14 protein-coding genes are annotated in these 14,696 nt (G+C 66.8%); 8 read left to right on the top strand and 6 right to left on the bottom strand.

Annotation, left to right across the window (positions count from 1 at the left end; all coding sequences use genetic code 11):
* Positions 1–13: 13 nt before the first annotated feature.
* The 6 genes from AB0L82_RS04080 (at position 14) to AB0L82_RS04055 (ending at position 7,956) form a co-directional block, all read left to right on the top strand.
* Complete coding sequence (locus AB0L82_RS04080) at positions 14–379, top strand: DUF1304 domain-containing protein (protein WP_364630689.1); 366 nt, start codon at positions 14–16, stop codon at positions 377–379.
* Between the two features lie 37 nt (positions 380–416).
* Positions 417–1,418, top strand: a complete 1,002-nt coding sequence (locus AB0L82_RS04075; protein ID WP_364630686.1) for a Gfo/Idh/MocA family oxidoreductase — start codon at positions 417–419, stop codon at positions 1,416–1,418.
* Between the two features lie 145 nt (positions 1,419–1,563).
* Positions 1,564–3,216, top strand: coding sequence for a sulfatase-like hydrolase/transferase (locus tag AB0L82_RS04070; RefSeq protein ID WP_364630683.1), 1,653 nt, complete (start codon positions 1,564–1,566; stop codon positions 3,214–3,216).
* A 210-nt stretch (positions 3,217–3,426) separates the two neighbouring features.
* Positions 3,427–4,047 carry a hypothetical protein gene (locus AB0L82_RS04065; protein WP_364630681.1) on the top strand — a complete coding sequence of 207 codons (621 nt, stop codon included), beginning with the start codon at positions 3,427–3,429 and terminating at the stop codon, positions 4,045–4,047.
* Positions 4,044–7,295, top strand: a complete 3,252-nt coding sequence (locus tag AB0L82_RS04060; protein WP_364630678.1) for a DUF87 domain-containing protein — start codon at positions 4,044–4,046, stop codon at positions 7,293–7,295. The genes AB0L82_RS04065 and AB0L82_RS04060 overlap by 4 nt, the downstream gene beginning before the upstream one ends.
* Before the next feature lie 112 nt (positions 7,296–7,407).
* Positions 7,408–7,956: a hypothetical protein gene (locus AB0L82_RS04055; protein WP_364630675.1), complete on the top strand. Its 549-nt coding sequence runs from the start codon at positions 7,408–7,410 to the stop codon at positions 7,954–7,956.
* Between the two features lie 4 nt (positions 7,957–7,960).
* Here the strand turns inward: AB0L82_RS04055 and rlmN are convergent, their stop codons facing one another.
* Complete coding sequence (rlmN, locus tag AB0L82_RS04050) at positions 7,961–9,073, bottom strand: 23S rRNA (adenine(2503)-C(2))-methyltransferase RlmN (RefSeq protein ID WP_364630672.1); 1,113 nt, start codon at positions 9,071–9,073, stop codon at positions 7,961–7,963.
* Positions 9,074–9,248: 175 nt separating this feature from the next.
* Here rlmN and AB0L82_RS04045 point away from each other — a divergent pair, with 175 nt between their 5' ends.
* Positions 9,249–9,572, top strand: a complete 324-nt coding sequence (locus AB0L82_RS04045; RefSeq protein WP_364630669.1) for a lipopolysaccharide assembly protein LapA domain-containing protein — start codon at positions 9,249–9,251, stop codon at positions 9,570–9,572.
* 24 nt (positions 9,573–9,596) lie between these two features.
* On the opposite strand, the gene AB0L82_RS04040 is transcribed toward AB0L82_RS04045, so the two are convergent.
* The gene (locus AB0L82_RS04040; RefSeq protein ID WP_364630666.1) at positions 9,597–10,511 is read right to left on the bottom strand and encodes an AraC family transcriptional regulator; all 915 of its coding nucleotides are present in this window, start codon (positions 10,509–10,511) and stop codon (positions 9,597–9,599) included.
* Positions 10,512–10,629: 118 nt separating this feature from the next.
* On the opposite strand from AB0L82_RS04040, the gene AB0L82_RS04035 reads away from it, so the two are divergent.
* Positions 10,630–11,055, top strand: coding sequence for a TIGR03618 family F420-dependent PPOX class oxidoreductase (locus tag AB0L82_RS04035; RefSeq protein ID WP_364630663.1), 426 nt, complete (start codon positions 10,630–10,632; stop codon positions 11,053–11,055).
* Between the two features lie 38 nt (positions 11,056–11,093).
* On the opposite strand, the gene AB0L82_RS04030 is transcribed toward AB0L82_RS04035, so the two are convergent.
* The 4 genes from AB0L82_RS04030 to AB0L82_RS04015 form a co-directional block, all read right to left on the bottom strand.
* Positions 11,094–12,140 carry a phosphatidate cytidylyltransferase gene (locus AB0L82_RS04030; RefSeq protein ID WP_364630660.1) on the bottom strand — a complete coding sequence of 349 codons (1,047 nt, stop codon included), beginning with the start codon at positions 12,138–12,140 and terminating at the stop codon, positions 11,094–11,096.
* Positions 12,141–12,241: 101 nt separating this feature from the next.
* Entirely contained in the window at positions 12,242–12,799 is a 558-nt protein-coding gene (gene frr, locus AB0L82_RS04025; RefSeq protein ID WP_364630657.1) for a ribosome recycling factor, read from the bottom strand.
* Positions 12,800–12,836: 37 nt separating this feature from the next.
* Positions 12,837–13,571: a UMP kinase gene (pyrH, locus tag AB0L82_RS04020; RefSeq protein WP_067567919.1), complete on the bottom strand. Its 735-nt coding sequence runs from the start codon at positions 13,569–13,571 to the stop codon at positions 12,837–12,839.
* Positions 13,572–13,733: 162 nt separating this feature from the next.
* Complete coding sequence (locus tag AB0L82_RS04015; RefSeq protein ID WP_364630653.1) at positions 13,734–14,594, bottom strand: helix-turn-helix transcriptional regulator; 861 nt, start codon at positions 14,592–14,594, stop codon at positions 13,734–13,736.
* Between the last annotated feature and the right edge of the window lie 102 nt (positions 14,595–14,696).

Raw genomic sequence — 14,696 nt, 5'->3', positions numbered from 1 at the left:
CGGAGGAGCGCGTATGTGGATCGTCGCCGCTATTTTGGTCGCCCTGGTGGCCGTACTACATGGCTACATCCTGGTACTGGAGATGTTCCTGTGGGATAAAGGCCCCGGCCGGCAGCTGTCGGGATTCGATTCGGAGATGGCGGCCGCCACCAAACCGCTGGCGGCGAATCAGGGCCTGTACAACGGGTTTCTGGCGGCCGGACTGGTGTGGGGCCTGATCCTGGGCAGGCAGGACGGACACGGTGTGCTGGTGTTCTTCACCAGCTGCGTGGTGATCGCGGGCCTGTACGGCGCGGCCACCGCGAATCGGCGGATTCTCCTCGCGCAGGCGCTGCCGGGCGCATTGGCGCTGGCGGCGGTGCTCATCGCCGGGCGGTGACGATGCCCACTGCCGGATAAACGATTACGGTGGCCTGATGAATGAACCCGCGGTCGCACCGCTGCGAATCGGCGTGCTCGGTGCGGCGAACATCGCGCCCTCGGCCCTGATCGCCCCGGCCAAGCGCAATCCCGAGGTGACGGTCGCGGCGGTGGCCGCGCGCGATGGCATGCGGGCGGCGGCGTTCGCGAAGAAGCACGGAATCGAAGCGGCCTACGACGATTACGAAAAGCTGATCACCGCACCGGATCTCGACGCGGTCTACATTCCGCTGCCCAATGGTTTGCACGGGCGGTGGACGCGGGCCGCGCTGGCGGCGGGCAAACATGTGCTGTGCGAGAAGCCGTTCACGGCCAATACCGCCGAAGCCCGCGAAATCCAGGAGCTGGCACAGGATTCGGATCGGGTGGTGATGGAGGCGTTCCACTACCGCTATCACCCGTTCACGCTGGCGGCCGAAAACATCGCCGCCTCCGGCGAATTGGGCGAACTGGTGCGGATCGAGACCGCGTTCTGCTTCCCGCTGCCCAAGTTCTCCGATATCCGGTACGACTACGATCTCGCCGGTGGCGCGCTCATGGACGCCGGCTGCTACGCCGTGCATATGGCGCGCGTACTCGGCGGTGAACAGCCCGAGGTCACCTCGGCGCGGGCGAAGGTGCGCGATCCGCGGGTCGACCGCGCCATGACCGCCGAATTGCGGTATCCGAGCGGGCATACCGGGCGGATTCGCTGTTCGATGTGGTCCTCGGATGTGCTGCGGGTCAGCGCGCGCGTCATCGGTGAGCGGGGTGAGCTTCGGATGCTCAATCCGATCGGGCCGCAGCTCGGGCACCGGCTGACCGTGCGCACCGATCAGGGTAAGCGCGTCGAACGGTTCACGCGCCGCCCGACCTACGACTTCCAGCTCGAGGCGTTCGCCGATGCCGTGCTGCGCGATACGCCGGTGCTGACGCCGCCGCGGGATTCGGTCGAGAACATGGCCGTCATCGACGCGATCTATCAGGCCGCCGGACTGCCGCTGCGCCAGCCCAGCTGAGACGCCGATCCCCCGGGCGAGGGACGGTGCATCCCTCACCGGGGTGATGGTTTCCGCCGTTCCCGAACCTAGGCTGCTGTGCATCGGGCCGTGACAACGCGGCGAGGTATGCCCTCGGCCCGGCACGGCGGCTTTGGGAGGCACAGTGTTCGGTTCCGTCAGCAGAAGAGGATTCCTGGCCGGGGCGGCCACCACCGCGGCGGCGGCCACCGTCGCCGCACCGGCGGGCCGGGCGCGCGCCGATGTGAACCCGGACCGGCCCAATATCCTCGTCGTGCTGGTGGACGAGATGCGCGCAGCGGTCTGGTTCCCGGATCAGGGGGTGCTGGATGGGCTATTGCCGAATCTGGCGCGAATCCGTTCCGGCGGAGTGTCTTTCGACAATCACTACACCGCCGCCAACGATTGCACCGCTTCGCGCGGGGTGCTCGCGACCGGATTGTACAGCCATCAGACCGGCTGCATGGTGGTCTCGGAATCCACGCTGTCACCGAAGTTTCCGACCTGGGGGTCGATGCTGCGCGATCACGGCTACGAGAGCACCTGGTGGGGGAAATGGCATCTCGGGCACTATCCGGATCGGACGCCCGGGGCGCTGGACGCGTACGGGTTCGGCGGCGGCACCTATCCCTCACCGAACGGGGCTCCCGGACAGGGGCTTTCGATGGATCCCAAGATCGTCGACCAGTTCGCGGACTGGTTCGAACACGATGCCGGGACCGCGCCGTGGTGCACCACGGTATCGCTGGTGAATCCGCACGATATCCAGTACTGGCCGCGCTGGACGCGCCGCGATCAGGCCAATCTGGATATCCCGCAGTGGGTTTCGGAGCTGCCGCCGAACTTCGAATCGCCCGAACAGTTGAGTCGCAAACCGCGGTTGCAGACCGCGCTCATGCAGGTGTCGGCCATCGCGTTCGGGCTCGCCGAATACGGGACGCCGCAAGCGCGGCAGGCGTGGATCGATATGCGCAATCTGTACCTGTGGTTGCAGCAGCAGGTCGATATCCAGATCGGGCGGGTGCTCGACACGCTTGCCGCACGACCGGATGTCGCGGCCAATACGGTGATCGTGTTCACCTCCGATCACGGTGATTACGCGGGCTCGCACGGTCTGCACGGGAAGGGCGGCGGCGCGTACGACGAGGCGATTCGGGTGCCGCTGTACGTGCACGATCCGCGCGGCTACTTCAGTCCGAAGGACGGGACGAGCACCCGCACGCAATTGACCTCCAGCGTGGATATCGCGCCGCTGCTCCTGACCATCGGCACCGGCGGCAACGACTGGCGCGCGGACGGGCGCTACGAACATCTGCGGGACCGGGCCGATCTGGCCGCGCTGTGCCGCGATCCGGGGGCGGCGGGGCGGCCGTGGGTCGCGCACACCACCGATGAGTCGACCATCGAGGAGGCGGCGATCATGTTCGATCGCAATGCCCCCGGCCATGTGGCCATGGTGCGCACCGCCGATGCCAAATTCGCGTCGTACTCGCACTGGGTGGACGGGCGCATTCAGATCGATCCGGGTCAGGAACAGGAATTCGAGCTCTACGACTACGGCACCGAGGGCGGGCGGCTCGAACTCGACAATCAGGCCGGAGCCGGGAATCCGCTGCGCGACAAGGCGGCTCAACTGCTCGATCAAGTGGTGCGCGAGGAAATCCAGCAGCCGCTGCCCGGATATCTGAAGGCCGCACAGGAGCAGGGCATCGGCGACTACCTCGATTCCCAGCGCAATCTGGCCGCCAAGGCCGAACGCCTCGGCGCGTTCCTGGATGATTTCGTGGTGACGCACTGACACCGGAGATCCGCCTACCGGCAAGTAGCCACGCGCGCGGGGCGGCGGTCCCACTCGAAGTCCCAAACCCCTTGCGGCACTGGACCGGATGGAATATTTCCGGAAGCGGAGGTGCCTCACCGATCGATAGCTACAGTGAAATCGCCCGGGGCGGTGGGGTGGCCGGTGTCACCGTCAGCGCGGCCGGGCGGTTCTACCGAGGATCGAAGGGTGAGGGCTGACGTGGCCGATGACCGATTGACGTTGGGTGAGCGGTGTGTGCTGCTCGTGCTGATGGCCGAGGCGCGGGAGCTGACCAATGGTGAGCTGTTCGCCATCGCGGGGATCAAGCTCGACGGGAAGAACCGCCGGCGGCTCAATGAACTCGGTTTGGTGGCCAGCACCATGGTGCGGCGGGCGTACGTGCATGAGCTGACCGATGGCGGCGCGGTGTGGTGCCGGGCGGAGCTGGGTGCGGCGCGGCCGAGCCGGGCGGGGGCCGCCGGGGGTGCGCTGTATGCCGTATTGGGCGGGCTGCGACGGCATCTCGACGACAGCGGGCAGGCGCTCGCCGATCTCTTCCAGCCCGATATCGCGGGGCAGGTGGAGGCGGCGTACGCGGAGCTGGCGCGCGGCGGTGGTTCGGCCGTGCGGCTCGCGGTGCTGCGTGAGCAGCTCGGTGAGCTGTCCCGGGGTGAGGTGGACCGGGCGCTGGAATCGCTTTCTCGGCGCGATGACGTGCACGTGCGGGCCGAGGCGGATCAGCAGACGCTGACCGAACGGGATCGGGACGCGGCGATCGTACTCGGCGGGACGGCACGACATCTGCTCACCATCGAGGCCGCGCGGTGAACGAGGAACAGCAGTATGCGCTGGCCTCGGTGCAATTCGGCAGTGTGCTCGGACCCGATGAGGTGTGGAGTCCACTGAACTATCACGTCGACGGGCTGCATCCGCGCGCGGTGGCGCAGATCGAACGGGCGGTGCTGGCGGCGGCGAACCGGCCGCGCAGTACGCCGACCGGACTGGTGGTCAGCGGGGAACGCGGGGTCGGCAAGACGCATATGCTCGGCTGGCTGCGACAGCATGTGCAGCAGCGGGGCGGGGCCTTCTTCATGCCCAAACTGATTGACGGGCAATCATTCTGGTCGGGCGCGGTGCACGGGGTGGTGTCGCAGCTGCTGGGGTCCGACGGCGGGCAGCTCGGCCGCATGCTCGGCGCACTCGCCGAACTGACCGGGTGCGGTACCGAACTGCGCATGCGGTTGCGCGGCACCATGGCGATCGGCCGCGCCGATCTCGACGAATTCCTGGAGCGCGTAACGGAATTGGACGCGCAGGTGGCGGTGCAGTGCGAGGACACCCTGCGCGCGCTGGTGCTCTTCCAAGGCAAACGTGAACTGCGCGATATCGGGCACACGTTTCTCACCTTCGACGATGGCGTCGATCCGGCGGATCAGCTGGCGTGGGGTTTCCGGCGGCGCAATCGACTACCGCAGCTGGTCTTCGGCGAAATCTCGCGGCTGTTCGCGCTGACCGGGCCCGTCGTGCTCGCCATCGACCAAATCGACAGTGTCATAGCGCAATCCGGGCAGGCCGACGGGGATGAGCTGGTGAACCGGCTCGCCGACGGGCTCATGCGCATGCGCGAGGAGACCACCCGCACCCTCATCGTCGCCGCCTGCCTGCCCAAGTCGTGGGAGCTGATCACCACGCGCGCGGTGAACTCGGCCGCGGATCGATTCACCGTGGTCGAACTCTCCACCGCCATGCCGTCGGCCGCGGTGGCGACCGCCATCATCGAGCGGCATCTGGGAAACCTCTACGGGGAGAGCGGATTCGAGCCGCCGTATCCGACCTGGCCGGTCGTGCCCGCCGCCTTCGACGATCCGGTGGTCGCCGATTTCACGCCGCGCAGACTGCTCCAGCAGGTCGAGGAACACGTCCGACTATGCCTGGCCGAGAACACGGTCATCGAACTCCAGCATTTCGGGAAACCGGCGACCGAACGCGTGAGCACCCGGATCATCCCCGCGGCCACCGAACTCGACGCCCTGGACCGCCGCTTCGCGGAGCTGCGCGCGACCGCCGATGTGAGCGCGCCGCTGAATCCGAAATACGAAGACGATCAAATGTTCTCGCTGCTCAACGCGGCACTGGCCTGCTACGTCCTGGAACAGGGCGAGGCCGGGCGCGAGCTGAGCGTCGACCCGCCCACCATCGTGCAGCAATCCCTGCACGCCCGGCTGCGCCGCACCCTCGACGAGGCCACCGAGGATGAGGAGCACTGGAGTTTCCGCGCCATCGCGCACGGCCACCCGAGGGCGGTGCTCACCCGGTTGCGTTCGGCCTGCCTGGAGGCCGGGATCCATCCCGGTGCGACCAAACGACACCTGGTGATCCTGCGCAATACAACCTTCTCCCCCGGACCGGTCACCAAGACCGCGATAGCCGAATTCGAAGCCGCGCACGGGATTACGCTGCCAATAGGTGAAGATGATCTACGCACGTTCGCGGCACTCCGGGTGATGCACACCGACGGCGGCCAGGGATTCCTCGGCTGGCTGGAGGCGCGCCGCCCCGCGAGCGGATCGGAACTGCTGCGGCGGGCGGTCCCTACCGCTCGCGCCGAAGTTATCGCGGCACAGCAATCCTCGGCGCTCGTCGCACGGTACTCGGCGGATCTCAGTGCGCCGGATGTCACCGTCGCATTGGATTCGCCGGTGCGGGCTCCGTATCCGGGCAGCGGTGACGGCACGATGGCGGCCACGTTCGCCGGTCCGATCGTTACGGACCCCGATGCGGCGGGATGGGAACGCCGCGCACCCGCCACCGACGCGACCACCCGCCGTATTGCCCACGACGACGGTACGGGCGCGCCTGCGATCCAGCTCGGCCGCAGTATCGAGAACGGTGCGCCCTTCCGCATTCCGCTCATCCAATTGCGCAAGCACACGGCGGTTTTCGCGGGTAGTGGCTCGGGGAAGACTGTGTTGCTGCGCCGTCTGGTGGAAGAGGCCGCGCTGCAAGGGGTGTCGTCGATCCTGATCGATACCAACAATGATCTGGCCCGGCTCGGCGATCCGTGGCCGTCCCCGCCGGACGGCTGGGGTCCGCGCGATCCCGAACGGGCGCAACGCTATTTGGCCGAGACCGAGGTGATCGTCTGGACCCCGCGCCGCGAGGCGGGCCGTCCGATCGCGCTGAACCCGCTGCCCGATTTCAGCGGCGTCCTCGACGATCCGGACGAATTCCGGCTCTCGATCGACGCCTCGGTGGCGAGCCTGGTTCCGCGCACCGGCCTGACCACCCAGAAACTTCGCACCGGCACAGCGGTTCTCACCGAATCGCTGGCGCATTTCGCCCGCGAGGGTGGTGGTGAACTCGGCGCGTTCATCACCCTGCTCGGTAATCTGCCCTCCGATGTCAGCACGATCCGCAATGCGAGTCGTCTGGCCGCCGATATGGCCGATGAACTCAATGCCGCCATGATCAACGATCCGGTGTTCGGCGGTGCGGGCGAACGCCTCGATCCGGGCGCGCTGCTCACTCCCGCTCCCGGAAAACGCGCGCGCATCTCGGTGATCAGCTGTATCGGGTTGCCGACCGAACAGCAGCGCCAGACCTTCGTGAACCAACTCGAATTGGCGCTGTTCGCGTGGATCAAACGAAATCCGGCCGGGGACAGGCCATTGGGCGGTCTCCTGGTGCTGGACGAGGCGCAGACTTTCGTCCCCGCGATCGGCCGCACCGTGTCCTCGCAGAGCACCATCCAATTGGCCGCCCAGGCGCGCAAATACGGTCTGGGCATGGTCTACGCGACCCAGGCCCCCAAAGGGCTGAGCAATATGGTCACCGGCAATGCCGCCACCCAGTTCTACGGCCTGCTCAACGCCTCGGTGCAGATTCAGGCGGCGAAAGACCTCGCGCGCGCGAAAGGCGGTCAGGTGGACGACATCTCACGCCTGTCCGCGGGCCGCTTCTACGGTGCGACCGAGGGCCTCGGCTTCGCCAAGATCACCGTCCCCATGTCCCTGAGCCACCACCCCTCCAGCGCCCTCACCGAAGACGAGGTGCTGCGCCGGGCTCGCGGTCACTGAAACCCGTTGTGTCGGCACGCTGACACAACGAATGTCGGTGCGCGAACAGATCTTCCGCTGTTCGCGCACCAGACTTGGCCGCGCTGCCCACGAAAGCCAGTCCGGAGGATCCATGCCCAGCGTCAAAGCCGTACTCACCGCCGCCGTCGCCGTCGCGGCCGCAGCGGTCGTCTCACTCTCGACCAGCCCCGCCGCCACCGCCGCTCCCGCCACCCCGTCGGCAACGGCCCAGTCCCCGGCGAAAACCCAAGGCTGGCTGAACATCTACGCGGGCACAGCTCCCCAGGGCGTCAACGCCGTCCAACTGAAGGTCGTCACCGACCCCAAAGTCGGCCCCCGCGTGACGGATAACCTGAACCGCTCCCTCTACCGCTTCGACAAGGACACCGCCAACCCGTCGAAGTCGAATTGCACAGGCGACTGCGCCACCACCTGGCCACCCCTGCTGGTAAGCCGCGGCCAGTCCCTCTACGTAGACGGAATCGATCCGGCCACAACCGGTTTCATCGAACGCCCCGACGGCACCTGCCAGATCACCATCGGCGGCTGGCCCATCTACTACTTCTCCAAGGACAAGAACCCCGGCGACCTCAACGGCCAAGGCGTGGGCAACACCTGGTTCGCCGTCGCGCCGAGCGGTGGTAAAGCCCTGGCCAAGTAGGCGATCAGCCCTCGGCGGCCAGCTGGCCGCAGGCGGCGGCGATTTCCTGGCCGCGGGTGTCGCGAACGGTGCAGGGGACGCCCTGTTCGTTGACGCGGCGGACGAATTCGCGTTCGACGGGCTTCGGAGAGGCGTCCCATTTGCTGCCCGGGGTCGGGTTCAACGGGATGAGGTTGACGTGGACTCGGGAGCCGAGAGCCTTGTGCAGCTTCTTGCCGAGCATGTCCGCGCGCCAGGGCTGGTCATTGATATCGCGGATCAAGGCGTATTCGATGGAGACTCGGCGGCCGGACTTGTCGGCGTAATACCTTGCGGCGTCGAGGACTTCGGCGACGGGCCAGCGATTGTTGACCGGTACCAGCGTGTCTCGGAGTTCGTCGTCCGGGGTGTGCAGGGAGACGGCCAGGGTCACCGAGAGGTCTTCGTCGGCCAGTTTGCGGATGGCGGGGGCCAGGCCGACGGTGGAGACCACCACATTGCGCTGGGAGATGCCGAGACCGTCGGGCGACGGGGAGGTGATGCGGCGCACCGCGTTCACCACGCGCTTGTAGTTGGCGAGGGGTTCGCCCATGCCCATGAAGACGATATTGGACAGGCGGCCGGGGCCACCGGCCACCTCGCCGTCGCGCAGGGCGGCCGCGGCGGCGCGGACCTGGTCGACGATTTCGGCGGTGGACAGGTTGCGGGTCAGGCCCGCCTGGCCGGTCGCGCAGAACGGGCACGCCATCCCGCAGCCGGCCTGGCTGGAGATGCACAGGGTGTTGCGGTCGGTGTAGCGCATGAGGACGCTTTCCAGCAGCGTGCCGTCATTGGCCTTCCACAGCGACTTGCGGGTGGTGCCGTCATCGCACTCGATATGGCGGACCTCGGTGAGCAGGGTGGGGAAAAGCGCTTCGCCGACCTTGGCGCGCATGGCTTCCGGCAGGTCGGTCATCTTTTCCGGATCGGCGACGAGGCGGCCGTAGTACTGGCGCGCGATCTGATCGGCGCGGAATTTGGGGAGGCCGAGTTCCTCGACCACAGCCTTGCGTTCCTGTGCGTCGAGATCGGCGAGATGCCGGGGCGGCAGGCCACGGCGGGGGGCGTCGAACACGAGGGGCACAGGGATCGAAGTCATAACCCTTCCAGTGTTCCATCCGAACCGTCGTTCCGGGCGTGCGGGGTGGGATGCGCTCATCACATTCGGCGTGAGCTCCGCGACAGTGTTCCAGCTAACAACACGCGAAAACGACATACGGCAGATTAGGGGCGATATACGTGCACCGTTCATAGCAATCGGCAATGATCTAGCAATGACCACCGACGCCGTACCGACCGCTGGGTCGGAACCGACCCCGAGCAGCGGCAAGAGCACGAACGAGGGCCAGCGCGTCCTCAAGACCCGCGCCGGTTACGCCTGGGTCGGCCTCGTCATCGCCGCATTGCTCGGCATCGTCGTACTGATCTTCATCCTGCAGAACCTCGAACAGGCCCACGTCACCCTGTTCACCTGGAACTGGAACCTGCCCATCGGCGTCCTGGTGCTGCTGTCGGTCGTGGCCGGAGCGCTGGGCACCGCGCTCGTCGGCGGCTACCGCATCCTGCAGCTGCGCCGCGCCACCAAGAAGAACAGCTAACGCGACCGGCGAACCCGCAGACCGTCAGACACCCGCGCGCAGCAGGTCGTCGGCGGTCCTGCGGTAATGCCCGGGGGCAGTGCCGTATTCGCGTTTGAACGCCTTGCCGAACGCGTACTCCGAGCCGTACCCGGTGCGCCGCGCGACACCCGCGAGCGGGGCATCGGTCTCGCGCAGCAGCCGCGCGGCGGTGATCATGCGCCAGCGCGTGAGATAGGCCAGCGGCGGCTCCCCGACCAGGGCGGTGAACCGCTTGGCGAAGGCCGCGCGACTGAGCCCGGCCCGCTCCCCCAGCGACTCCACCGTCCAGCCGTGCGCCGGATTCTCATGCATATCGCGCAACGCCGCCGAAATGCCCGGATCGGCGAAAGCCGCTGCCCACCCGGACATTTCATGCGGCGCATCGGCGAACCAGGCGCGCAGCAGATAGAGCAGCAGCAACTCCAGCAGTGGCGGGATCGCGGCATCGCCACCCGGGCGCGGGGAATGCAGCTCATCGGCGAGCAACTCCACCGCGGCGCGCAATGCGGCATGACTGCCCAGGCGCGCCGGAATGTGCACCACCTCCGGAAGCTCGGCGAGCAGCGGATGCGTGCGATCCGCGGCCAATTGGTAAGAGCCGCACAGCAGCGTCGCGACCGGACCGGGACCATCGATGAAACGGATATCGGCCGGTCCGGCGGTCTCGGTGATCGCCGCGCCGAGCTGATCGACCAGCTCATGCGCGATACCGCGCGGCATGAACACCACATCGCCCGCCCCGAGCGCGATGGGATCGGCATCGGACCTGGTCAGCCAGCACGAGCCCTGCAAAACGATATGGAATCCGGCACTCTCGATACGCGGATACGCCCGGCCCCACGGCGCATGCCGCACGAACAGGCCGGACGCGGGACTGCCGGTGCGTGCGGTCGCCAGCGCCGCACTCAGAACATCCATATCGAGAAGACTATGCGCAAGACGATTGGACATCATCACAAGATTCACGATGATTTATCGTCTGCGCGGGTGCTCATACAGTGGGTTCTATCGAATCCGCACTCAGACAGGACATTTCATGAGCAACAAGGGTCCCGCCCCGCGCACGCTGACCGATGCCGAGCTGGCCGAAATACTGGCCGCCCAGCAGTTCGGTGTCCTGGCGACGGTGAAACGCTCCGGGCACCCGGCCATGTCGACGGTGCTGTACAGCTGGGATCCGGCCGCACGCGTCATTCGGATCTCCACCACCGCGGACCGCCTCAAAGCCAAGCAGGTGCGGAACAATCCGCATATCGCGCTGCACGTGAACGGGCCGACCGTCTGGTCCTTCGCGGTTGCCGAGGGCGATGCGGAGGTATCGGACTCCCCGGCCGAACTCCTTGCCGCCGCGGGTCACCAGGACGATCCGGAGACATTCCTGCGCGAACAAGCCGCCGAGGGCCGCGTGGTGATCAAGCTCCGGGTCACCCGGCTATACGGCACCGCATTGGATATCGGGTGACCATCGCCCTCCGGTGAAAACCGATGCGGGACTTCGAATCAGAGCAGCGCGGTCAGCACCAGCCAGGCCACGAAGGCGGACGGCAGCATGGAATCCAGGCGATCCATGATGCCGCCATGACCGGGCAGCAGGGTGCCCATATCCTTGATGCCCAGCTCGCGCTTGACCTGGGATTCGATCAGGTCGCCGCTGGTGGCGACCAGTACCAGGGCCACGCCCAGCAGTACGCCGATCATCGAATTGGCTTGCAGCAGCAGGGTTACCGTCAGCAGACCGCCGATGACGCAGAAGACCAGCGAACCGCCGAAGCCCTCCCAGGACTTCTTCGGGCTGATGTGCGGAACCATCGGATGCTTACCGAACAGCACGCCGGCGATATAGCCGCCGACATCGGAGCAGACCACCAGGATCATGAAGGTCAGCACCCGCAGATTGCCGTCGTCCTCCAGCAGCATGAGCACCGCGAACGCGGCCAGCAATGGAATCCAGGACAGCGTGAAAATACCGATCGCGCTGTCGCGCAGATAGTTTCGCGGTGTGGCGCGCAAACCGTGGTCGAACAGCCGCCACACCATCACCGTCAGCGCGGTCGCACCGAACGCGCCGAGCACACCCTGCGGGCCGAACGGCCAGGCCAGCCAGATGATCGCCTGACCACCCGCCAGCAGCGGAATGCGCGGCACCAGCACATCGGCCTCACGCAGCCGCTTGGCCACCTCCCAGGTCGCCACCGCGACGGCCGCGGCGATCACACCGATCAGCACCTTGGGCGCGAACAACAGAATCGCGATGAGCGATAGGCCCAAACCGAAACCGACACCCAGCGCGGCGGGCAGATTGCGGCCCGCCTTGGACGCGGGCGCTGCCGCCGCACCCTCGGGCTGCGAAACCCCGGACGCCGCCGCGGCGGCCTGCTCCCCCGCCGCCGGCGAACCGGCCGCGGCAGAGCCCGCGGCCGCGATCCCCGCCGCACTCGACTCGGACCCCGGCACCGGCGCGGGCGCCGATCCCGCGGTGCCCTCGCCGGGCGGCGTCACCTCACCGGTGGCGGCAGTTTCTTCGGCCACGATTGTCCTGTCGCTCACTTGTCGTCCGTTCGTCCCTACCCCCGGCCGACACCGCCGGTCGTCCGTTCCCAGATATCGAGCAGCCGTGCCCGGACTCCAAGCGCCCGCGCCCAGAACCGCTAGACCTCCAGCAGTTCGGCTTCCTTGTGCTTCACCAGCTCGTCGACACTGCCGACGTACTTCGCGGTGGTCTTGTCCAGATCCTTCTCGGCGCGACCGACCTCGTCCTCACCGGCCTCGCCATCCTTCTGGATACGACCCAGCTCGTCCATGGTCTTGCGCCGCACATTGCGGATCGCGACCTTGGCGTCCTCACCCTTGGACTTGGCCTGCTTCACCATTTCGCGGCGCCGCTCCTCGGTGAGCTGCGGAACCTGCACGCGAATGATGTCGCCATTGTTGGTCGGGTTCACACCCAGATCCGAATTGCGGATCGCCGTCTCGATCTCCTTGAGCAGCGCCTGCTCATAGGGCTTGATGATCAGCATGCGCGGCTCGGGCGAGCTGATGCTGGCGACCTGGGTGATGGGCGTGGGCGACCCGTAGTAGTCGATAACGATCCGGGAGAACATGCCCGGATTCGCGCGACCGGTCCGAATGGAACCCAGGTCGTCCTTCGCCACCGAGACGGCCTTCTCCATCTTTTCCTCGGCGTCGAAGAGCGCTTCTTCAATCACGGCGTTTCCTCCACAGCGTCATTCGTTCTTCTGGCGGTCACGAACGGACCAGCGTGCCGATCTTCTCACCGGCGACCGCGCGGGCGATATTGCCCTTCGTCAACAAATTGAACACCAGCATCGGCATCTGGTTGTCCATACACAGGCTGAACGCGGTGGCGTCGGCCACCTTCAGGCCCTGTTCGAGCACCTCTTTATGGGTGATCTCGGTGAACATGGTGGCATTGGGATCCTCGCGCGGATCGGCGTTGAAGACACCGTCGACCGCCTTGGCCATCAACACCACCTCCGCGCCGATCTCCAGCGCACGCTGGGCCGCGGTGGTGTCGGTGGAGAAGTACGGCATGCCCATACCCGCGCCGAAGATCACCACGCGGCCCTTCTCCAGATGCCGCTTGGCGCGCAACGGGAGATACGGTTCGGCGACCTGACCCATGGTGATGGCGGTCTGCACCCGGGTGTCGATCCCCTGCTTCTGCAGAAAGTCTTGCAGCGCAAGGCTGTTCATCACGGTGCCGAGCATGCCCATGTAATCCGAGCGAGCGCGTTCCATACCGCGCTCCTCGAGTTCGGCGCCGCGGAAGAAATTACCGCCGCCGATGACCACCGCGACCTGGACGCCGTCCTCGACGACCTCCGCGATCTGCTCCGCAACCGCCTGCACCACATCGGGATCGAGACCGACCTTGCCTCCACCGAACATCTCGCCACCCAGCTTCAGGAGCACTCGGCGATAGCCCTTGCGGTCGGGGGCCGTATCCGGGTCCGTCATCGGTCTCCTTGTCCTTCGCGGTGATGCGTAGCCACGCACATGAAAAAGACCATCCCGGCACAGCGCATCATGCGGGGACGGTGGCAAGCTCCATATATCCTGCCTCACGCGCCCGGGCGCGGGTGAGGCGACCCTCGCACAGCGTAAGAAATTCTGTACCGCCTACCCCGTTTCGGGAGCGCGCATCAGCTCGGCGAGCCGCGCGGCGGCCGTTTCGGTGGCGGGAATCTGCACGACCAGCAGCAATTCCGGATCGTCCACCGGGCGCGATTGGAACAATTCCAGCTCGATCGGGCCCACGCCGGGATGGGCGATCGAAATGGTGGCGGGCCGGAAACGCCGCACCGGATACTCCGCCCACCAGCTCCGGAATTCCGGACTCTCCGTTCGCAATCCGGCCACCAATTCGGTGAGCCAGGGATCCTCCGGACGACGGCCCATGGCATCGCGCAATTGACTCAGCACCGCCCGCGCGGCCCCCTCCCACTGCGGCATGCGCGCGCGATTGTCGTTGTCGGTGAACATCATCCACAGCAGATTGCGGCGCTCGACCGGCGTATCCAGCGGATCATGACGCAACCGCACATAGGCGCTGTTCCAGACCAGATAGTCGAAGCCGCCGTCGTACACCGAGGCCGGATTGGGCAGCACGGCGTCGACCAGGCGTTGCATTCGCGTGCTGTCCCCGGGCGCGGGCAGCTCCTCGGGTTCGGCGAAACCGGCCAGAAAGCGCAGGTGGCGGTGCTGATCGGCGTTCAGGCGCAGGGTGCGCGCCAGCGCGTCGATCACCTGGCGGCTGGCGGCCACATCGCGACCCTGTTCGAGCCAGGTGTACCAGGTCAAACCCACCCCGGAGAGTTCGGCCACCTCCTCGCGCCGCAACCCCGGCGTTCGCCGCCGGGCGGGCTCACCGTAAGGCAGCAGCCCGACATCGGCGGGCTGCAACCGCGCGCGCTGCGCCCGCAGGAACTCGGCCAATTGCGACCGGCGGGCCGAACCGGCGCCGCTTCTGCCACTTACCACTTCGACTCCCCCTCGCACCGTGCTCTGGGTAGCAGTATCGCTACCAGGACAGCACCGCGCCCGACTTCGTAGCGTCATTACCAACGGGAGAACGAAATCCGC

Origin of the sequence: Nocardia sp. NPDC052001 (genome assembly GCF_040680615.1) — a bacterium.
Classification (GTDB): domain Bacteria; phylum Actinomycetota; class Actinomycetes; order Mycobacteriales; family Mycobacteriaceae; genus Nocardia.
The sequence above is the reverse complement of the archived record's forward strand: the minus strand, read 5'-3'. Positions and strand labels throughout refer to the sequence as shown.

What these genes read in the sequence shown, in the direction of transcription:
- AB0L82_RS04045 (WP_364630669.1), top strand. Translation starts at nt 9,249, where the DNA reads ATGACCACCGACGCCGTACCGACCGCTGGGTCGGAACCGACCCCGAGC.
- pyrH (WP_067567919.1), bottom strand. Translation starts at nt 13,571, where the DNA reads ATGACGGACCCGGATACGGCCCCCGACCGCAAGGGCTATCGCCGAGTG.
- AB0L82_RS04075 (WP_364630686.1), top strand. Translation starts at nt 417, where the DNA reads ATGAATGAACCCGCGGTCGCACCGCTGCGAATCGGCGTGCTCGGTGCG.
- AB0L82_RS04055 (WP_364630675.1), top strand. Translation starts at nt 7,408, where the DNA reads ATGCCCAGCGTCAAAGCCGTACTCACCGCCGCCGTCGCCGTCGCGGCC.
- AB0L82_RS04080 (WP_364630689.1), top strand. Translation starts at nt 14, where the DNA reads ATGTGGATCGTCGCCGCTATTTTGGTCGCCCTGGTGGCCGTACTACAT.
- rlmN (WP_364630672.1), bottom strand. Translation starts at nt 9,073, where the DNA reads ATGACTTCGATCCCTGTGCCCCTCGTGTTCGACGCCCCCCGCCGTGGC.
- AB0L82_RS04035 (WP_364630663.1), top strand. Translation starts at nt 10,630, where the DNA reads ATGAGCAACAAGGGTCCCGCCCCGCGCACGCTGACCGATGCCGAGCTG.
- AB0L82_RS04040 (WP_364630666.1), bottom strand. Translation starts at nt 10,511, where the DNA reads ATGGATGTTCTGAGTGCGGCGCTGGCGACCGCACGCACCGGCAGTCCC.